The organism is Dactylosporangium sp. CA-152071 (assembly GCF_050936335.1).
GTDB lineage: Bacteria > Actinomycetota > Actinomycetes > Mycobacteriales > Micromonosporaceae > Dactylosporangium > Dactylosporangium maewongense.
The window spans coordinates 6,592,128-6,610,526 of the sequence record NZ_JBNJMZ010000001.1 but is presented as its reverse complement, the minus strand read 5'-3'; the positions used below and the strand labels follow the sequence as shown (position 1 = coordinate 6,610,526).

Below are 18,399 nucleotides of genomic sequence, written 5' to 3'. Positions count from 1 at the left end.
ATATTCAGTTCCAAGGACCCGCCCGGCCCGCCGCAGGATCTCGACGAGTGCTCGGCGAAGCGAACCACCCAGGGTCACGGCGAGCCAACCGGGCATACCGGCCGGACCCACCCATCGCAAACGCCGATTGTGTGATCGAGCGCCGGTCCCACCAGCCCGAACGCACCGGCGCCACGCCGGGGTGGGATATGGCGACGCAGGTCAGCGTGGGCGTCGGTACACTGTGCACCGCGCCCTCGTAGCTCAGGGGATAGAGCAACGGTTTCCTAAACCGTGTGTCGCAGGTTCGAATCCTGCCGGGGGCACCAGGTCACAGGCTTATGGCACGTTCTTCCTGATCTCGCGTGCCACTAGCCTTCCTGGCCACCTTGTCGAGGTGCGCCGCCACCTCTTCGTTGAGCTGGTGCGGCGGCCTGGCGGAGGAGCTGCGCTGAGGTTCATGGTGTGTCGCAGGCCGCCAGTCCCGTGTCGAAGGCGGCGCCAGGAAGTCCAGCAGCTCGCGCCGGGCGGCTTCGTTGGGTGTGTGGCAGTTCAGGAAGGTCGACGTGACGCGGTGCGTGCGGTCCTCGACCAGCTCGATCAGCTCGGCGAGCTGCAGCCGGGCCTCGGTCACCGCGCGCTCCCCCGCCTGACGGCACCACGCCTCGACGAGGGCGGGGTCGGTGGAGGTGGCGTCGATCCCGCAGCACGCGGCGGCGCCGGTGCGGCCGAGCGCGAAGCGCAGCCGGGCCCAGCGACCGTCGAGGTGGGCGAGCTCGCCGAACTCGGCCCGCTGCGGGGAGACCAGACCGGCCGTCCAGCGCAGGAGGCGCAGCGGCGCGTCCTCGGTGGGGCCGTCCGGGAAGCGGCGGTGGAGTGCGATCGCCACGCAGATCGGCGTCAGCAGCAGCACGATGAAGTACGGCATCACGCCTCGCGCGAAGCACTATTCTCGCTTGCTATGGGCCGGCAGCGGGAGGGGTGGGCCGGGCCCGGACAACGGGCGAAGGTGCTCCTGCTGGTCCTGTTGGTGCTGCCGGTCGGGGCGCTCTGGTTGTGCGCGCTGCCGCGGACCGGGGGCGCGGGGGTAGTGGCCGGGGCGGCCGCGCTCGCCGTCGTCGCTGTCGCGGCGCTCGCCCGGGCGCCGCGGCCCGCGATGGCTGTCGCCGCAGGGTCGGTGCTCGCCGACGTGGTGTACCGGGGGGCGCCGGAGCCGGCGGCGTTGTGGGCGCCGTTCGAGTTCGTGGGGCTGGGGGTCCTGCTGGTGGTGCTCGCCCGGCGGGCGCCCGCGCCCGCCGCGGTCGCCGTCGGGGTGGCGATGACGGCGCTGCCGTTGCGGATGTCGCTGCACGTGCCGGGCGACCGGGTCGAGGCGTCGGTGCTGCTGGTGAGCGGCGCGTTCGGGGCGACGGTGTGCGTGGCCGGCGCCGGGCTGTACCTGCGGCTCGGCGACCACCGCAGGCGCGAGGCGGAGGAGCGGGCCCGCCGCGCGCACCGGCTCGACCTGGCCAGGGACCTGCACGACCTGGTCGCGCACGAGGTCACCGGGATCGTGATCGCGGCGCAGGCGGCGGGCCTGCCGGAGATCGAGGCGGCCGGCCTGCGCGCCCTGGACGGGATGGACCGGATGGTCAACGCGCTGCGGGGGCCCGCGTCGCAGCGCGTCCTGGGCGTCAGGGACCTGCCGGAGGTGGTGGAGCGCTTCGGTGCGACCGGTCCCGCCGAGGCACACCTGTACATGACGGAAATCCCGGCGATGTCGGCCGAGGCCTCGAAGGCGGCCTATCACGTGGTGATCGAGGCGCTGACCAACGTCCGCCGGCACGCCCCGGCCGCGACCGAGGTGACGGTGACCGTGAGCGTCGCGGACGGCCGGGTCGGGCTGGTGATCGTCAACGACCGCAGCGGATCGACGGCGGTGAGGGACTGTGGCGGGAGCGGGCTCGCCGGCCTGCGGGAGCGGGTCGAGGCGCTCGGCGGCGAGCTGCACGCGGGGCCGCGGGGCGACGGCTGGCAGGTGACCTGTCACCTGCCAGCCGGTCAGGTCACGCGTCGCTGGTGAGTGTGATGAGCAGGATGGCGGCGAAGACCAGCATGAACGGCATGAGCAGCCCGATGATGCTGATCGGCCGGGCGAGCAGCCGCTTGCCCGGGTTCATCGGCTGGCGGGCGCCGCCGTACGGCGAGGGCTGCGGCGGCGCGAGGTTCGCGACCTTGCGCCGGTTGATGATGTTCCAGAGCACGACGAACGGCGTGATGAAGAACGAGCCGTAGCCGTACCAACCCTGGATGAGGGTCTTCGACGTCATCTCGCGGAACGTGGCCATGCCGCAGTCGCGGCAGAACGGCCCGTCGACGTGACGGAACTGCATCATGATGATCAGGCCCCGGTGCCCGCGGAACTTGGTCTGCGCGGTCGGGACGTTGTTGCAGAACCGGCAGGGGGTGAGCTGCGCGGCCTGTTGTTGCTGCTGAGCCGAGATGGCCATGGTTCATTCCTCCCGTGGAAGCGGCAACAGGCTACGACATCCCACCCCCAAATGGGGGGCGCCGTCTCTCCCGTTCGGCAGATGTGCCCACCACGTGCGACCGCGAGGCTGGACCCATGCTTGAGCTGATCGACATCACCAAGGTCTACAAGGGGCAGAAGCGCGCGGTCGACGGCCTGACGCTGCGGCTCGGGCCCGGCCTGGTGGGGCTGCTGGGGCCGAACGGCGCGGGCAAGTCGTCCCTGCTGCGCATCGCGGCGACGGTCACCCGGCCGACCCGGGGGCAGGTCCGCTTCGACGGCGCCGACGCGGTCGCCAGGCCCGCCCCGCTGCGAAGAGCGCTCGGCTACCTGCCGCAGGACTTCGGCGTGTACCCGCACCTGACCGGCCATGAGTTCCTCACCTACCTGGCGGCGGTCCGCGGCCTCTCGCACCGCTCCGCCCGCGCCCGCGTCGGCGAGCTGCTCGACCTCGTCAACCTCGCCCACGCCGCGAAGCGCCCCCTCGGCGGCTACTCCGGCGGCATGCTGCGCCGGGTCGGCATCGCGCAGGCGCTGCTCGCCGACCCGCGGGTCATCGTCGTCGACGAGCCGACCGCGGGCCTCGACCCCGAGGAGCGGGTGCGCTTCCGCAACCTGCTGAGCGACCTGTCCGCGGACCGGTCCGTGCTGCTGTCCACCCACATCGTCTCCGACGTCGAGTCGGTCGCGACCAGGATCGTCGTCGTGGCCGCCGGCCGGATCCGTTTCGACGGCGACCCCGGCGACCTGGTGCGCAGCGTCGCGGGGCACGTGTGGGAGCTGCCGGTCGCCCCCGCCGACCTGCCGGGCGTCCAGCAGCGCATGCCGGTGACCAGGCAGATCCGCACCGGCGGCCACGTCAGGGTCCGGGTGCTCGCCACGCAGCGCCCCGCCCCGGACGCCACCCCCGTCGCGCCGGACCTCTCCGACGCCTACCTGGCGGTGACCCGGTGACCGCCGTCATCGGGCTCGCGGTCGCCGACTTCCGCGAGCGGGTGCGCCGCCCCGCGTACCTCGTGATGCTGATCTCGGCGGTCGGCCTGGGCTGGCTGGCGGTGCCGCCGACCGACGCCCGCTGGGTGGTGCTCGACGCCGGCGGCTTCCGCGGCACCTACACCAGCGCCTATGTCGGCCTGGTGACCGCCCTGACCAGCGCGTTGTGGCTCACGTTCGTCGGGTTCTACCTGGTCCGCGACGCCGTCGCCCGCGACGTCCGCACCGGGGTCGGCCAGCTGCTCGCGGCGTCGCCGCTGCGCACGCCGGTGTACCTGGCCGGTAAGTTCGCCAGCAACCTGCTGGTGCTCGGCTCGATGGCGGCGACGCTCGCCGTCACCGCGCTCGCGCTCCAGCTCCTGCGCGGCGAGTCGCGGACCGTCGACCTCGTGGGGCTGCTCACGCCGTTCGTGTTCCTGGCGCTGCCGATGCTGGCCGTGACGGCCGCCGCGGCGCTGCTGTGGGACGCGACGCCAGTGCTGCGCTCCGGCTTCGGCAACATCCTGTGGTGCTTCGTGTGGATGGTCGGCGCCATCGGCGGCCAGTCCGCGTCGGCGCCGCTCGGCGGGATCGGTGTATCGCAGCTGGCGGGCACGATGCCGGCGACGTCCGACTCGTTCGGCCTGGGTCTGATGTACGTGGACGCTCCACTTCGGACGTTCGACTGGCCGGGCCTGCCGCTGGATCCGCCGTTCGTGGCCGGCCGGGTCGCGCTGACCCTGCTCGCGGTGGCCGTGGCCCTGCTGCCGGCGCTGTGGTTCCACCGCTTCGACATCGCGGCCCGTGGCCCCGCCACGGCGGTCTCCGCCGGCGAGCCGAGGACCGTCTACAAGGGACTCCCGCAGACGCCGGCCGTGGTGACCGGGTCCGCGGTGCGGCTGCCGTTCGCCGAGCTCCGCGTCCTGCTACGGGGCACGCCATGGTGGTGGTGGACCGGTGCGGTGCTGCTGGCCCTGCTGGGGCTCGCCTCCCCGGTCGATCCCGGCTCCGTGCTCGCCGTCGTGTGGATCTGGCCGGTGATCCTGTGGTCGCGGCTGGGCACCCGGCGCGAGGCGGGGGCGATCCTCGCGGCGTATCCCGGTCCGCGCCGGCGCCTTCTCGCCGAGTTCGCCGCGGGTGTACTGCTGACGGCCGGCACCGCCGCGCCACCGGCGATCCGGATGGCCGTCGAGGCGGACCTGGCGGGCCTCGCGGCGTGGACGGCCGGCGCGCTGTTCATCCCGGCGCTCGCCCTGGCCCTCGGCACCCTCACCGGCGCCGCACGCACCTTCCAGGCGGTCTACACGATCCTCTGGTACATGCTGATCAACGACGTCGCGGCGGTGGACTTCATGGGTGCCCTGCCCTCGGGCGGCCCGCCGCCGGCTCTGGTCGCGGCCTCGGCGCTGGCGCTGCTGGGAATCGTGTTCTTCTTCCGGACCGTCAGAACATTCGGCGGCCGTGGAAGCGTCTGTTGGGGGTGACGTTCGAGGAGTTCGTGCACAGCAGGGGCGCGGCCCTGGTGCGCTTCGCCCGGTTGCTGACCGGCGACGAGCACCGGGCCGACGACCTGGTCCAGGAGGTCCTGGCCAAGGCGTTCGTGCAGTGGCGGCGGGTGTCGGCGGCGGAGCGCCCCGACGTCTACGTCCGCCGGATGCTGGTCAACGCCAACACCTCCTGGTGGCGCCGTCGCTCCAGCGGCGAGGTCACCGTCGCCCTGGTCGCGTCGCCCACCGCCGCCCCTGACATCGGGGTGGCGGTGGCCGAGCGGGACGCCCTGTGGCGGATGGTCCTCGCCCTGCCGGTGCGCCAGCGGGCGGTCCTGGTCCTGCGCTACTACGAGGACCTCGACGACGTCGCGATCGCGGAGATCCTCGGCTGCTCGGCTGTCACCGTCCGGACCACCGCGATGCGCGCCCTCACCACCTTGCGCGCCCGTCACCAGCCCTCTTCCTCCCGGAGCGTCTCATGAGCACCCAGCTCGAGCAGGACCTGGCGGCCACGTTCGGCGCCCACGACGGCGACGTCGTCGACACGTCCGCCCTCGCCGACGCCGCCGCCCGCCGGGGCCGCCGCTTGCGGGCCCGCGCCTATGCGGTGCGCGGCGTCGCGCTCGTGGCGGTCGTCGCCGCCGCCGGCGCGGTCACCGTCTCGCGGTCCCCGGGCGTGCCCGGCCCGGCCGCGCAGGCGTCCCAGAGCGTCGGCGTCGACTGGACCAGGTTCCCGCCGCCGGGCGGCTGGTCCGTCCCCGGCCTGCCCGCGGTCGCGGTGCCCGCCGACCCGTCGAGGATCGGCACCGACCCGACCCTGCTGCACTTCACCGTCGACGAGTGGAGCGTGGTGTCCCCGTACACCACGTGGCGCTCGACCGGCGGTGCCGAGACGATCGAGTTCGCCCGGGACGGCGCGACCTACAAGGTGTCCCTGGCGAAGACGACCGCCCTCCTCGACCGGCTCCTGGAGGACGAGAACCGCGACCCGGCCGGCCACCTGCCGACCGCCACCGACCGGGGCGACGGCCTCTTCGTCTTCACCTCCGGCCCCATGCAGCGCTTCTACTACCAGCGCTGGCAGCCGGTCCCCGGCGTGTGGGCGCAGCTCTTCGCCGAGGACGCCGCCACCGCCGACGCCGCGCGCATCAAGGCCCGCGTCCGCCTGGACGTCACGCTGCGCTGCGCCGCGCCCGTCCAGCTCACCGCCCTCCCGGCCGGCGCCGGACTGCTCGGCTGCGAGACCACCCTCGCCGGCAAAGACCTCCCCGGCCGCCTGCTCTTCGCCACCCTCTGGGCCGGCGAGAACACCGTCGACCGCGCCGAGATCTCGATGATGCGCGTCGGCCTGTCGGCCACCTCGGCCGCACCCACCCTGACCATCGGCGGCCGCCCCGCGGCCGTCTTCACCGACGACCGGTTCCGCCCTTCCGTCGAGTTCCCCGACGTCGATGACCTGCGGATCCACATCGCCGGCACCGGCACGTACACGAGCCCGGCGCTCCTGACGATCGCCGAGGGCATCCGGGTGGCCCGCGCCCCCTTCGACCCGTCCACCTGGGCCGACCGGCTCGTCACCTGACGCGCCGGCGCGGGCCTGTCACGCCACGGTGCCGGTGTCCCAGGCCCAGACGGCGATGCCGACGCGGTTGCGGACGCCGAGCTTGCGCTGGATGGCGGCGACGTGGGTCTTCACCGTGCCGGCGGAGATGAACAGCTCGGCACCGATCTCCGCGTTGGTCCGGCCCGCCCCGACGTGGGCGGCCACCTCCAGCTCCCGTTCGGTCAGCGCCTCGACCGGCGCGGGCCGGGCCGGGCGGGGTCCCGTGACGTGCTTCAGCAGCCGCACCGTGATCGACGGGCTGATCAGGCTGTCCCCGGCGTACGCGGCGCGGACCGCCTCGACCAGCAGCGCCGGGCCGGACCGCTTCAGCAGGAAGCCGGACGCGCCGTCGCGCAGCGCCGGGTACACGTACTCGTCGAGGTCGAACGTGGTCACCACGACGACCCGGGTCGGGCCGCCGGCGAGGTGCCGGGTGACGGTCAGCCCGTCCATCCGTGGCATCCGGATGTCGAGCAGCGCCACGTCGGGGGCGAGCTCGCGGGCCAGCCGCAGCGCCTCCACCCCGTCGGCCGCCTCCGCGACCACGTCCAGGTCGGGCTCGGCGCCGAGGATCCGCCGCAGCCCGTCGCGGACCATCGGCTGGTCGTCGGCGATGAGCACCCGGATCGTCACAACTGAGCAGCCTAGGCGAGCTGCGCCGCCCCGAACGACACGGAGAAGCGCTTGCACCAGATCGTCACGGAGCGCAGGCTCGCGAGGTCGGTGCCGGCGGGGATCGCGTAGGCCTGGTCGCCCTTGTTGCCCTTCAGCCTGCCCAGCTCGACGTACCTGCCGTCGTCGAAGACCGACCAGCCGGCCTTGCCCGCGACGACCGGCTGGTCGGTGAGCCAGACGCGCAGGTCCGGCCCGTCGGAGGTGCTCAGCCCGGCGATCTCCAGCCGGTGGGTGCCGTCGGCCGCCCGGACCAGCCGCGCCGTCCCCGACGTCTCGTGCTCGTGCGTGACGAACGTGCCGCTGGCCACGACGACCGGCGCCACGACGACCGGCGCCGCGGTGCCGCTCTGCGTCGCGACGGCGCCGCCCTGCGCCTGGCCCGTCGCGGTCGGCCCGGTCGGCGCCGTCAGGGCCTCGTGGACGGTGGTGTCGGTGAACAGGCGCCACGGCGCGAACCAGTACAGGCCGAACCCCAGCACGGCGACGAGGACGACGGCCGGGACGGCCAGCTTCCATCTCATGCGCTTCAGTGAACCGGCCACCCGTTCCGCGCGGCCAGCCTCCGCGTGCTTACCGGGTGCTTACGGTTCGCCTCATGAGGGCAGGATGCGGGCCGCCGCGGCGGCGGTGTGCCAGCGGCTGACGAAGCCGAAGATCTGGCCGTACAGGTCGTCGTCGGAGAACTGGTCGATGTCGTCGATCGGGATGAAGCCCGCGTTGTCGACCAGGCCGCCGCGGACGTTGTCGAGGCGGGCGAGGACGCCGTAGTCGGCCACGCCGAGGCCGAGGAACATCCAGTACACGGGGCGGTCGCTCGAACGGACCAGCAACTCGGTGATCTGCTTCTCCGCGTGGACTCCTCCGTCGGACCAGAACAGCACGAGCGTCGGGTGGGGTGACGGCTCGGCGGCGGTCCAGTCCAGGATCTCCTTCATGACGCGGGGCTCGAAGTTGCCGCCCTCGGCGCGCTTCTTGTCGGCGGCCAGGCGGTCGAGGTAGTCGTGGGCGTCGGCGACGCGGACCGGGGCGGAGCGGACCGGGAAGTCGCCGAAGAACCACACCTCCATCTCGCCGTTGTCGTCGAGGAGGTCGGCGATCACGACCATCCGCTCCAGGGAGCGCTGCATGACGCCGCTGCGGAAGAGCTTCTTCGTGGAGCCGCTGCAGTCGATGGCCAGCACCACGCGGAACGTGCGCCCGTCGAGGCCGCTCTTGACGAGGGAGACGGCGACGGCGTACTTGCGCAGGTCGACGTTCGACGCGCCGGGCGCGGGCTTGGCGAGGCTGATCTGCTTGGCCTTCGTGAGGCCGACGGCCGGCGCCGCAGGCGACGGGCCCGCCGACGGTGGCGGCGGCGCGAAACCAACCGGAGCCGCGGCCGGAGCAGGCGGTGGCGGCGCGAAACCAACCGGAGCCGCGGCCGGAGCGGCCGAGGACGGTGGGGGCGCGAAAGCCGGGGGCGCGGGCTCCTCGTCGACCGTCAGGCCGGCGTCGGTGACCAGGCCGCGCAGGCCGTCGGTGAAGCCGTCGCCGACGCAGCGGACCTTGATCGCGTCGCGGTGGCGGTAGACGTCGCCGACGATGAGGGCGTCCTGGACGTCTGGGGTGCCGAGGTCGAGGCCGTACAGCTCGCCGTCCGGACCGTGCACCGAGGCGCGCAGCCCCGGCACCGCGGCGAAGGTGCCACCGGCGACGGTCAGGCCGATCCTGACCCGGACCGTGGAGCCCGACCAGCCGCCCGGGGTGACCTGGAGTTGGTGCCGGGTGACGCCGGCGACGGTCTGCGGCGGCAGCCACCGCGCCCCCGCCCCGCCGGGCTGGTTGTAGAAGACCATCGCTTCGTCGCCGGGGGCCCGGCCGGACTCGTCGAGCAGAAACGCGACCAGGTCGACCTCGGGTCCCGCCGAGTGGCTCACTTCCACGGTGTACGACGCCGCCACCGGCAACGCCGTGTTCTGCCCTCGGGCCAGGATCGCAACGGTCACGCCGATGATTGCACCACAACGAGGCCAGCCCCAGTCCGGCCTGACCGGACGAACTGTCATGCCGCTCGGGTGGGGTGCGTGCTCGCGCACCGCCGGAATGCTGGAACCCGTAAGCGCACGGGCCGACGCCATGGCCCGTGACGACGGATCGCTGATCAGGGAGTACCCATGACCAGTTCCACTGCCGAGCGTGGCCGCACCGAGACCAGCGAGCGCGAAGAGGAAGGCCCGCTGCACCCGCTGCTGCTGGCCGCGCTCATGTCCCGCCGCGAGGAGCGCGGTGAAGGCATCTTCGAGCACCCGCTCCTCCTCGCGGCGCTCGCTCGGCGTCGCGGCGAGGAGGGCGAGGGCAGCATGATCGAACACCCGCTGCTGCTCGCCGCGCTCGCCCGACGCCGCGGCGAGGAGGGCGAGAGCAGCATGATCGAACACCCGCTGCTGCTCGCGATGCTCGCCCGACGCCGCGGCGAGGAGAGCGAGAGCAGCATGATCGAACACCCGCTGCTGCTCGCGATGCTCGCCCGACGCCGCGGCGAGGAGAGCGAAGGCAGCATCATCGAGCACCCGCTGCTGCTCGCCGCGCTCGCCTCGCGGAAGCGGCGGGGCAAGAACATCGTCGAGCACCCACTCCTGCTCGCCGCGCTGATGGCGCGCAACTGACCCGATCATCCCGGTCCCGTCCCCGGCCGTACCGCGGCCGGGGGCGGGACATTCGCCGATTTCAAGGGAGGCACCATCGTGGCGGCTGAATCGTCGACACCACACGATCCCGACCAGCCACAGCAGGTCGAGGCGCTCATCGACGAACTGATCCTGGAGATTCTCGACAGCGCCGACCAGGGACAGATCACGAAGGTCCCCGGCCGGGCCCGGGGCCGCGGCCCGATTCCGGGAGGCCTGCTGGAGAGTCTCCGGGCCGGCATGGCACAGGGCGGCGGCATGGCACGGGGCGGTTCGACGCTGGAGCGGCTGCTCATAGCCGAGGCCCTCGCCGGGGTGCTCGCCGACGCGCTCGCACCCGCCCTGGCGGAGGCGCTCGCCCCCAGGATCATGAAGGTCCTGCAGGGCAACGCGGAGGACGAGCCGGCCGGCGACGCGCGGACGCCCGCGAAGACGCCGAGCCGGTCACACACCCGCAAGTCAGAGTCGAAATAGCGCGGCGGCCGCTCCCCCACAGGAGAGCGGCCGCCTTGCTCGGCACGTGCATGCTGTTTACGGGTGGGCCACCGGCCGGACCGCGGCGGCGTCACGGCGCATGACGAAGGCGCACGCGATCTCCGCGCACCCGATCACCAGCGCGCTGATCCCGGCCAGCAACACCATCGCGGTGAGCGTGGCGCCCGGCCACATGACGAACACGAGCCCGACGACCAGCGAGGCCACGCCCATGGTCGTGAGCCACACCCGCGTCCTGCCGTGCGTCATCAGCCCGATGCCGATCTCCGACAGCCCGGTCAGCAGCCAGGCCAGCCCGACGATCAGCGCGAGGGCCGTCACGCCGGCGATGACGTCGCGCAGGCACGCGATGCCCACCACCACCATCGCCGCGCCCACCACGCCGGTCATCAGTCGCCGCCCCACCGCCTGATGGTCGGTCAGGGCCGCCGCGAGCCGCATCACGCCCGCGACGAGCAGCCAGATGCCGACCAGCGCACCGAGGACCCGCAGGGTCTCGCCGGGCCAGACGAGCACCACGAGCCCGAACAGCGCGGTGGCCGCGCCGAGCACCAGGGTCTGCCGGAACGGCACCGCCGCCGCCTGCGACGACTTCTGAACCGCACCGCCGTGTCTCGCTGAGAACGTCGCCATGTCCCCTCCTTCTCATGTTCGTTCCACCCCACGATTCACCCGCGCACGGGCCACGTCATCGCCCGCGGAGGGTGGGGATGTCAGAAGGCGAGCCAGACGGCTGCCGCCGCGGCCACGAGCAGACCGATGTTGAGCCCGATCAGCCGGGCCTCGCCGCGCGACAGGTGCACCGCGATGCCGCCGACCTGGATCAGCACCAGACCCGCCGCCGCCGCGACGGCCAGCCACGGCGCGATCCCGGTCAGCCGCGGCAGGATCAGGCCCGCCGCGCCGAGGACCTCCAGCACGCCGATCGTCCGGACGAGCGGCATCGGGACCCGGTCGACCCAGCCCATCATCGGCAGCAGCCGCTCCTGGCTCTGCGTGATCTTCTTGCCGCCGGCGTACAGGTAGAACACCGCGAGCAGCCCGCCGACGATCCAGTACGCGATCTCCATGTGCGCCCCTCACCAGGATGGTTACCAGTCGTAAGTGACCACATGGTGCGTCACTATTGAGGGGCTTACAAAAGGCACACGCGTGTGCGTGACGCACAAGGGATGGTCATGTCCGAGTACGAGCACACCTGCATGATCCGGGGCGACGGCGGCCGGACGATCCGCGCGATCCTCGACCAGATCTGCAACAAGTGGACCCTGCTGATCGTGGCCACCCTCGACCAGGGGACGCTCCGCTTCACCGACCTGCACCAGCAGATCCCGGGCATCTCCCAGCGGATGCTGACCCTGACGCTGCGCCACCTGGAGCGCGACGGCCTGGTCGCCAGGACGGTGCACGCCGAGGTCCCGCCCCGCGTCGAGTACACGCTGACCCCGACCGGCAAGAGCCTCATCGGACCCGCGCTCGCCCTCGCCGGCTGGGCAATGGAGCACGTCCCGCACATCGAGGCGAGCCGGGCGGCCTACGAGGCGCGGTCCTGAGCGATCGGGCGGCCCACGAAAAAGGTCAGTACTCGTCCTTGCGCCGCCACCAGATGCCGGTCTCGTTGCGCCCCAGCGGCGCCCGGTCGAGCCACTGGTACATGCCCCAGATCGCGTCCACGCCGCGCTCGTAGGTGGAGTACGTGTGGTGGACGACGCCGTCCTCGTCGCACACGAACGCGCTCAGGCCCGGGCCCTGCTGCCGGTAGGTGGACCAGTCGACGCCGACCCCGCCGGCGAGCTCGAGCACGTCGGGGCGCATCTCCCCGGACTCCGGCGGCCGGACGTCCATCTGCCGGTAGTTGTACTCCACGCTGCCGGACCGCCACTCCTCGGCGGAGTGCGTCACGCGGAAGTCGTAGTTGAAGTCGCTGCCGGCCGACGACGCCCACGGGAACGTCCAGCCCATCCGCTCCCGGTAGGCCAGCAGCTTCGCCAGCGGCGCCTGCGACACGGCGTGCAGCGTCACGTCGTGGTTCGCGAGGTGGACGACGGACCCGTTGAAACCGTCCGCGATCGAGGAGCACGACGGGCAGCCCGCCGTGTAGTCCGGCCCGAACATGAAGTGGTAGATCAGCAGCTGCGACCTGCCGCGGAACAGGTCGGCGAGGGTCGCCGGCCCGTCCTCGGTGTCGAAGCGGTATTCCTTGTCGATCCGCACCCACGGCAGCTCCTGCCGCTGCCGGGCCACGGCGTCGCCGCGCCGGGTGAGCTCCTTCTCGGCCTCGAGCAGCTCCAGCCGCGCCGCCAGCCACTCCTCGCGCGTCCCGACCTTGTGGTCGATCATCTCTTCCCCCTGACTCCGGTCTCCTGTAGCAACCCAACGGTTGCACAATCTCGGACTGAACGCAACCAGAAGGTTGCGTCAGTTTTCGTGTAAGCAATGCGACACGGGCTTGCGAACCGGTCGCCGACTACGACAGCGTGCACTCGTACTTTCACTGACCGCGATGTATCCGTACGCCTTGCACAGTCACGGGGGTGACCGAGCTTGACGGTTGAGTTCGCCGCGGTTCCCGAGGGGGAGGTGCTCGCCAGGCGATCGGCGCGGCAGCTCGCGGAGTCGGTGGCGGCGCTCGCGCTCATCGTGCTCTTCTCACCGCTGCTGCTGGCGGCCTACGCCGCGGTCGCACTGACCAGCCCCGGGCCCGCCCTGTTCCGGCAGGACCGGGTCGGCCTGCGCCGCCAGGTCTTCACGATGTTCAAGTTCCGCACCATGTACGACGGCAACGACGACACCGAGCACCGCCGCCTCATGCGCGAGCAGCTCGTCGCCGAGGTGCCACCCACCGGCGGCGAGCCCGGCATCTACAAGTTCGCCCGCGACCCCCGCGTCACCCCGGTCGGGCGGCTGCTGCGCCAGTACAGCGTCGACGAGCTCCCGCAGCTGTGGAACGTCGTGCGCGGCGAGATGTCGCTGGTCGGCCCGCGCCCCTACGTCCCGTGGGAGGCGGAGCTCTTCCCCGCCGACGTCGAGCGACGCTTCAGCGTGCGGCCCGGCATGACAGGGCTGTGGCAGGTCAGCGGCCGCAGCACGCTCGACTTCCGCAGCGCGCTGCGGCTCGACGTCCACTACGCCGACAACCGGTCGCTCTGGCTGGACCTGCGCATCCTCGCCCGCACGGCGATCGTCGTGTTCGACCGCTCGGCGAGCCGGTAGCCGGATGCCTCGGCTTCCCCGCCGGCCGCGGGTCCGGCACATCGCGATCGTCGTGGCCAACCTGCCCGCCGAGCGGGACCGCCGCGTCATCCGCGAGAGCCTGTCGCTGGAGTCGCGCGGCTACGGCGTGACGATCATCGCCCCGCGCGGCGCCGCGCGCGGAACCCTGCCGGGCAGCCGCGACGTGCGCCTGCGCCCGTATCCGCTGCTGGTCACCGGCTCCGGCGTCGTCACCTTCGCCCTCGAGTTCGTGTGGTCCTTCCTCTGCGTCGCCGTCCGCCTCGCCGGCGAGGTCCTCCGCGGCCGCGCCCACGCGGTGCAGGTCTGCAACCCGCCCGACGTGTACTGGCCCCTCGCCCTGGTGTTCCGGCTGCTGCGCCGCCCCTGGGTCTTCGACCACCACGACCTGTGCCCCGAGATCCTGGCCACCCGCAGCGGCTCGGACGGCGGGGGGCTCGCGTTCCGCGTCCTCGTCCTCTTCGAGTGGCTCACCCTGCGCACCGCGACCGCGGTCTTCGCCACCAACGAGTCCTTCCGCGCCAACGCGCTGCGCCGCGGCGTCCCCGCGCACAAGGTGACCGTCGTGCGCAACGGGCCGTCGGCGCGCGAGGTCGGCGTGGCGTCCCCCGCTCCCGCGGCCGGGCACCGGATCGCCTATCTCGGCGTGCTCGGCCCCCAGGACAACGTCGAAGGCGCCGTCCTCGCCGCCGAGGAGCTCACCCGCCGCCGCGGCCGCACCGGCTGGCGCATGGTCATCGCCGGCGACGGCGAGTCCAGGCCGGCCCTCATGAAGCTCACCGCGGACCGCGGCCTGGCCGACGTCGTCGACCTCCCCGGCTGGCTCGACGCCGTCGAGGTCGACGCCCTCCTGCGCACCGCGACCGTCGCCATCCAGCCCGACCTCCCGACCCGCATGAACGACCGGTCCACGATGGCCAAGACCGTCGAGTACCTGGCCCGCGGCGTCCCGGTCGTCGCCGCCGACCTCACCGAGACCCGCCGCACCGCCGCCGGCGCGGCGCTCTACGTCCCCGCGGCCACCCCGGCCGCCTTCGCCGCCGCCCTCGACGCGCTGCTCGACGACCCGCCCCGCCGCGCGGCCATGAGCGCCGCCGGCCGCCACCGCTTCGAGACCTTCCTGTCCTGGGACCACCAGGCCGAGGCCTACCTCGCCGTCTGGTCCCGGCTCCTGCCCACCCCTCCGCCCACCACTGCCACCCGGATCCCCGCCCAGCGCCCGGCGCCCGGCCCGGCGCTCCGCCGCAGGTCAGACGCAAATGACGGCGACGCCGGTGGCGCGGACGGCGGCGAGCTCGGCGGGGTCGGCGGTGGAGTCGGTGACCAGGGTGGAGACCTCGGCCAGCGGGGCGATGGTGGCCAGGCAGTCGCGGCCGATCTTTGAGCCGTCGGCGACGACGATGACCTGGGTGGCGCGGCGGAGCATGGTGGCGTTGGTGTTGGCCTCGATGTCGTCGTGGGTGGTGAGGCCGCCGGCGGCGGTGATGCCGTCGACGCCGATGACGGCCACCTGGAGGTGGAGTCCGTTCAGGGTGCGGTCCGCGATGGGGCCGACGAGCTCGTAGGACTGGGTGCGGGTGACACCGCCGGTCATGATCAGCTTCAGCCGGGGACGCAGCGCCAGCTCGGCGGCGATGTTGACGGCGTTGGTGACGACGGTCAGGTCGACGCGGGTCGCCAGGAGCCGGGCGAGCAGGTGGGTGGTGGTGCCGCCGGTGAGGCCCAGGGTGAGCGGGCCGTGCGGGAGCAGCTCGAACGCGCGCTGCGCGATGCGGGCCTTGGCCTCGCGGTGCTGGCCGGTGCGGTAGCGGACCGGGAGCTCGGCGAGGGACGGGGACGCGGCGACCGCGCCCCCGTGGGTGCGGGCGAGGAGCTGCTGGTCCTCGAGCGTCTGCAGGTCGCGGCGGATCGTGGCGGTGGAGACGCCGAACTCCGAGGCGAGGGCGCCGGCGTCGATGGAGCCGCTGCCCGAGACGCGGGACAGAATCGCCGAGACGCGGTCGGCGCGGCGGCGGCTCACCCGATCACCGAACAAAACGCGCAGTTCAGAATGTCCACTTGTGCAAGATACCTTGTGAAGCGAACAGGAAACGCGCAACCCTGGTTGGCATGACGGACACCGCGAGGGAGATCGCCAGCCAGCCCGAGACCTGGGCACGAGCGGCGACCGTGGACGGCAGCGCGCTCACCGGACGGGGCGAGCGCACCCTGGTGCTGGGCTGCGGCACCTCGTGGTTCATGGCGCAGAGCCTGGCCGAGCTGCGCGAGGCCGCCGGCTTCGGCGAGACCGACGCCGTGTGCGCCTCCGAGTTCGTGCCGCGCCGCCGGTACGACCGGGTCATCGCCCTCACCAGGTCGGGCACCTCGACGGAGGTGCTGGACGCGCTGCGGCGCCTCCCGGGGAGCCCGCACCGGGTGGCGGTGACGGCGGTGGACGGGGAGCCGGTCGACGACCTGGTCGACGAGCGGATCCTGCTGGACTTCGCCGACGAGCGCAGCGTCGTGCAGACCAGGTTCCCGACGACGCTGCTGGCGGTGGCCCGTCACGCGTACGGCGAGGACCTGTCGCACCTGGTCGGGGACGGCGCGGCGGCGCTGGCGGCGGAGCTGCCGGCGGGCGTGCGGGATGTCGGGCACCTGGTGTTCCTCGGCACCGGCTGGACCGTCGGGCTCGCCCACGAGGCGGCGCTCAAGGTCCGCGAGGCCGCGCAGGCCTGGTCGGAGTCCTACCCGGCGATGGACTACCGGCACGGCCCGGTCGCTGTCGCCGGGCCGGAGAGTCTGGTGTGGGCGTTCGGCGCGGTGCCGGACAGCCTCGACGACACGATCCGCGGCGCCGGCGCCACCCCGGTGCGCAACGGCCTCGACCCACTGGCCCAGCTCGTGCTGGCGCAGCGCTTCGCCGTCGCGCTCGCGGAGCACAAGGGCCTCGACCCGGACCGGCCGCGACTGCTGACCCGGTCCGTGATCCTTACCCAGCCATGATCCTCACGGTGACGCTGAACCCCGCGCTCGACGTCACGTACACGGTGGACTTGCTGGTGCCGCACGCCACGCACCGCGTCACGGCGGTGCGGGAGCGAGCCGGCGGCAAGGGGCTCAACGTCGCCGCGGTGCTGCACGCGCTCGGTGAGCCGGTCCTCGCCACCGGGCTGCTCGGCGGGGCGACGGGCGCGGCCGTCGCCGCCAGGACCGCGGTGCCGCACAGCTTCACGGCCATCGGCGGGGAGACGCGGCGGACCGTGACGGTCGTCGACCGGGCCGACGCGACGGGGCTGTGGGAGCCCGGGCCGGCCGTCACGCCGGACGAGTGGGGCGCGTTCCAGGAGCACTACGCGGCGCTCGTCAAGGACGCCGAGGTGGTGGTGCTGTCCGGGTCGCTGCCGCGGGGTCTGCCGGCGGACGCCTACGCGACGCTGGTCGGGCTCGCCCGCCGGTACACCTGCCGCAGCGTCCTCGACTCCAGCGGCGACGCGCTCCGGATCGGCGCCGCCGCCGGCCCGGACGTCGTGAAGCCCAACGCGGCCGAGCTGCACGACATCCAGACACCGCTCCGGGCGGTCGTCGAGACGCACGGCCCGCGCGGGCTGATCGCGAGGACGCCCGAAGGGTCGTGGCGGGCGACCCCACCCGAGGTGGTGACCGGCAACCCGACCGGCGCCGGCGACGCGTGCGCGGCCGCCCTCGCCCGGGGGCTGCGGGACGGCACGTCGTGGCCGGAACTGCTCGCCGACGCGGTCGCCCTGGCCGGCGCCGCCGTCGCCGCACCGGTCGCCGGAGAGATCGACATCAACCACTACCGAGCAACGAGGGAACGGGTCCATGTTCAGCCCCACGGGTGAGATCGTCGAAGCGGCACGCAGCGCGAACGTGGGCGTCGGCGCGTTCAACGTCATCACCGTCGAGCACGCCGAGGCGATCGTCGCGGGGGCGGAGGCGGCGGGCTGCCCCGTCGTGCTGCAGATCAGCGAGAACGCGGTGAAGTTCCACGGGGGGCGCCTGGCGCCGATCGCGGCCGCGGCCCGCCGGGTCGCCGAGCTGTCGTCGGTGCCGGTGGCGCTGCACCTCGACCACGTGGAGAGCGACGAGCTGTTCGACCAGGCCGCGGCGCACGGGTTCGGATCCGCGATGTACGACGCGTCGAAGCTGCCGTTCGAGGCGAACGTGGCCGCGACGAAGGCGGCGGCCGAGCGCGGGCGGGCGGCCGGGCTCTGGGTGGAGAGCGAGCTCGGCGAGGTCGGCGGCAAGGACGGCGCGCACGCGCCCGGCGTGCGGACCGACCCGGCGGAGGCGGCGGCGTACGTGGCGGCGACCGGCGTCGACGCGCTCGCCGTCGCGGTCGGGTCGAGCCACGCGATGACGACCCGGACGGCGGCGCTGGACCACGCACTCATCGCCGCCCTGACGGCGGCGGTGCCCGTCCCCCTGGTGCTGCACGGCTCCTCGGGCGTGCCCGACGACGAGCTGCGCGCGGCGGTCCGCGGCGGCCTCGTGAAGATCAATATCGGCACGGCGCTGAACGTCGCGTTCACCGGCGCGGTGCGGTCGGCGCTGGAGGACGCGGCCGTGGTCGACCCGCGCAAGTACCTGAAGGCCGCGCGGCAGGCGATGGCCGACACGGTGACGCACGCATTGCGGGTCGTGACCGAGCTTTAGGCCACCTTTACGTTCGACTTAGATCTCCCCGGAACGCTTGAGAGAGCGCTCTCCTGGTGTCTACGGTCGCGGTGCTCGCATCGACCAGACCCGTTCCGGAGGGCTCATGCCGACCCAGCGGCA

Annotated in this window: 21 protein-coding genes, 1 tRNA gene and 1 pseudogene; 14 read left to right on the top strand and 9 right to left on the bottom strand. The window is 73.1% G+C overall.

Going from position 1 to position 18,399, the window contains the following annotated elements; translation table 11 throughout:
- Positions 1–232 precede the first annotated feature (232 nt).
- Positions 233–308: transfer RNA gene (locus tag ACQEVZ_RS29760), tRNA-Arg, on the top strand.
- Between the two features lie 2 nt (positions 309–310).
- Here the strand turns inward: ACQEVZ_RS29760 and ACQEVZ_RS29755 are convergent.
- A complete protein-coding gene (locus tag ACQEVZ_RS29755) occupies positions 311–907 on the bottom strand; it encodes a DUF6331 family protein (protein ID WP_433372487.1) in 597 nt (198 codons plus the stop codon).
- Positions 908–940: 33 nt separating this feature from the next.
- Here ACQEVZ_RS29755 and ACQEVZ_RS29750 point away from each other — a divergent pair, with 33 nt between their 5' ends.
- Positions 941–2,041: a sensor histidine kinase gene (locus tag ACQEVZ_RS29750; RefSeq protein WP_433372484.1), complete on the top strand. Its 1,101-nt coding sequence runs from the start codon at positions 941–943 to the stop codon at positions 2,039–2,041.
- Here the strand turns inward: ACQEVZ_RS29750 and ACQEVZ_RS29745 are convergent.
- Positions 2,025–2,468, bottom strand: a complete 444-nt coding sequence (locus ACQEVZ_RS29745) for a hypothetical protein (protein WP_433372481.1) — start codon at positions 2,466–2,468, stop codon at positions 2,025–2,027. The two genes, ACQEVZ_RS29750 and ACQEVZ_RS29745, sit on opposite strands and share 17 nt — an antisense overlap.
- Before the next feature lie 116 nt (positions 2,469–2,584).
- Between ACQEVZ_RS29745 and ACQEVZ_RS29740 the strand changes: the two genes are divergently transcribed.
- The 4 genes from ACQEVZ_RS29740 to ACQEVZ_RS29725 are packed head-to-tail and all read left to right on the top strand — an operon-like array spanning position 2,585 to position 6,532.
- Entirely contained in the window at positions 2,585–3,442 is an 858-nt protein-coding gene (locus tag ACQEVZ_RS29740) for an ABC transporter ATP-binding protein (RefSeq protein WP_433372478.1), read from the top strand.
- Positions 3,439–4,944, top strand: a complete 1,506-nt coding sequence (locus tag ACQEVZ_RS29735; RefSeq protein ID WP_433372475.1) for a hypothetical protein — start codon at positions 3,439–3,441, stop codon at positions 4,942–4,944. Before ACQEVZ_RS29740 ends, ACQEVZ_RS29735 begins: the two co-directional genes overlap by 4 nt.
- On the top strand, positions 4,941–5,432 hold the full coding sequence (locus ACQEVZ_RS29730) for a SigE family RNA polymerase sigma factor (RefSeq protein WP_433377071.1): 492 nt from the start codon (positions 4,941–4,943) through the stop codon (positions 5,430–5,432). The genes ACQEVZ_RS29735 and ACQEVZ_RS29730 overlap by 4 nt, the downstream gene beginning before the upstream one ends.
- A complete protein-coding gene (locus tag ACQEVZ_RS29725; protein ID WP_433372472.1) occupies positions 5,429–6,532 on the top strand; it encodes a hypothetical protein in 1,104 nt (367 codons plus the stop codon). The genes ACQEVZ_RS29730 and ACQEVZ_RS29725 overlap by 4 nt, the downstream gene beginning before the upstream one ends.
- A gap of 18 nt (positions 6,533–6,550) precedes the next feature.
- Here ACQEVZ_RS29725 and ACQEVZ_RS29720 read toward each other — a convergent pair whose 3' ends face one another.
- The 3 genes from ACQEVZ_RS29720 to ACQEVZ_RS29710 form a co-directional block, all read right to left on the bottom strand.
- The gene (locus tag ACQEVZ_RS29720; protein WP_433372469.1) at positions 6,551–7,186 is read right to left on the bottom strand and encodes a response regulator; all 636 of its coding nucleotides are present in this window, start codon (positions 7,184–7,186) and stop codon (positions 6,551–6,553) included.
- 11 nt (positions 7,187–7,197) lie between these two features.
- The gene (locus ACQEVZ_RS29715; protein ID WP_344501388.1) at positions 7,198–7,749 is read right to left on the bottom strand and encodes a DM13 domain-containing protein; all 552 of its coding nucleotides are present in this window, start codon (positions 7,747–7,749) and stop codon (positions 7,198–7,200) included.
- A 72-nt stretch (positions 7,750–7,821) separates the two neighbouring features.
- Positions 7,822–9,213, bottom strand: coding sequence for a VWA domain-containing protein (locus tag ACQEVZ_RS29710; RefSeq protein ID WP_433372465.1), 1,392 nt, complete (start codon positions 9,211–9,213; stop codon positions 7,822–7,824).
- Positions 9,214–9,381: 168 nt separating this feature from the next.
- Between ACQEVZ_RS29710 and ACQEVZ_RS29705 the strand changes: the two genes are divergently transcribed.
- A complete protein-coding gene (locus tag ACQEVZ_RS29705; RefSeq protein ID WP_433372462.1) occupies positions 9,382–9,873 on the top strand; it encodes a hypothetical protein in 492 nt (163 codons plus the stop codon).
- 78 nt (positions 9,874–9,951) lie between these two features.
- The gene (locus ACQEVZ_RS29700; protein WP_433372459.1) at positions 9,952–10,368 is read left to right on the top strand and encodes a hypothetical protein; all 417 of its coding nucleotides are present in this window, start codon (positions 9,952–9,954) and stop codon (positions 10,366–10,368) included.
- Between the two features lie 57 nt (positions 10,369–10,425).
- Here the strand turns inward: ACQEVZ_RS29700 and ACQEVZ_RS29695 are convergent, their stop codons facing one another.
- Together ACQEVZ_RS29695 and ACQEVZ_RS29690 are read right to left on the bottom strand one after the other, a co-directional pair.
- Positions 10,426–11,022 (bottom strand): HdeD family acid-resistance protein, encoded by a 597-nt coding sequence (locus tag ACQEVZ_RS29695; protein WP_433372456.1) that lies wholly within the window; start codon positions 11,020–11,022, stop codon positions 10,426–10,428.
- An 80-nt stretch (positions 11,023–11,102) separates the two neighbouring features.
- Positions 11,103–11,459 carry a DoxX family protein gene (locus tag ACQEVZ_RS29690; protein WP_344501383.1) on the bottom strand — a complete coding sequence of 119 codons (357 nt, stop codon included), beginning with the start codon at positions 11,457–11,459 and terminating at the stop codon, positions 11,103–11,105.
- A 108-nt stretch (positions 11,460–11,567) separates the two neighbouring features.
- Here ACQEVZ_RS29690 and ACQEVZ_RS29685 point away from each other — a divergent pair, with 108 nt between their 5' ends.
- Positions 11,568–11,942, top strand: coding sequence for a winged helix-turn-helix transcriptional regulator (locus ACQEVZ_RS29685; protein WP_344501382.1), 375 nt, complete (start codon positions 11,568–11,570; stop codon positions 11,940–11,942).
- 25 nt (positions 11,943–11,967) lie between these two features.
- Here ACQEVZ_RS29685 and ACQEVZ_RS29680 read toward each other — a convergent pair whose 3' ends face one another.
- A complete protein-coding gene (locus ACQEVZ_RS29680; protein WP_433372451.1) occupies positions 11,968–12,729 on the bottom strand; it encodes a DUF899 domain-containing protein in 762 nt (253 codons plus the stop codon).
- A 204-nt stretch (positions 12,730–12,933) separates the two neighbouring features.
- Here ACQEVZ_RS29680 and ACQEVZ_RS29675 point away from each other — a divergent pair, with 204 nt between their 5' ends.
- Positions 12,934–13,602: a sugar transferase gene (locus tag ACQEVZ_RS29675; RefSeq protein WP_433372448.1), complete on the top strand. Its 669-nt coding sequence runs from the start codon at positions 12,934–12,936 to the stop codon at positions 13,600–13,602.
- Positions 13,603–13,606: 4 nt separating this feature from the next.
- Positions 13,607–14,761: pseudogene (locus ACQEVZ_RS29670) on the top strand (glycosyltransferase family 4 protein); the annotation flags it as partial.
- Positions 14,762–14,869: 108 nt separating this feature from the next.
- Here the strand turns inward: ACQEVZ_RS29670 and ACQEVZ_RS29665 are convergent.
- Positions 14,870–15,640, bottom strand: coding sequence for a DeoR/GlpR family DNA-binding transcription regulator (locus ACQEVZ_RS29665; RefSeq protein ID WP_344501379.1), 771 nt, complete (start codon positions 15,638–15,640; stop codon positions 14,870–14,872).
- An 89-nt stretch (positions 15,641–15,729) separates the two neighbouring features.
- Between ACQEVZ_RS29665 and ACQEVZ_RS29660 the strand changes: the two genes are divergently transcribed.
- From ACQEVZ_RS29660 to ACQEVZ_RS29650, 3 genes are read left to right on the top strand one after another with little or no spacing between them, the layout of a single operon-like run.
- Complete coding sequence (locus tag ACQEVZ_RS29660; RefSeq protein WP_433372444.1) at positions 15,730–16,605, top strand: SIS domain-containing protein; 876 nt, start codon at positions 15,730–15,732, stop codon at positions 16,603–16,605.
- 8 nt (positions 16,606–16,613) lie between these two features.
- Positions 16,614–17,462, top strand: a complete 849-nt coding sequence (locus ACQEVZ_RS29655) for a 1-phosphofructokinase family hexose kinase (protein WP_433372441.1) — start codon at positions 16,614–16,616, stop codon at positions 17,460–17,462.
- Complete coding sequence (locus ACQEVZ_RS29650) at positions 17,443–18,276, top strand: class II fructose-bisphosphate aldolase (protein ID WP_433372438.1); 834 nt, start codon at positions 17,443–17,445, stop codon at positions 18,274–18,276. The genes ACQEVZ_RS29655 and ACQEVZ_RS29650 overlap by 20 nt, the downstream gene beginning before the upstream one ends.
- Positions 18,277–18,399 lie beyond the last annotated feature (123 nt).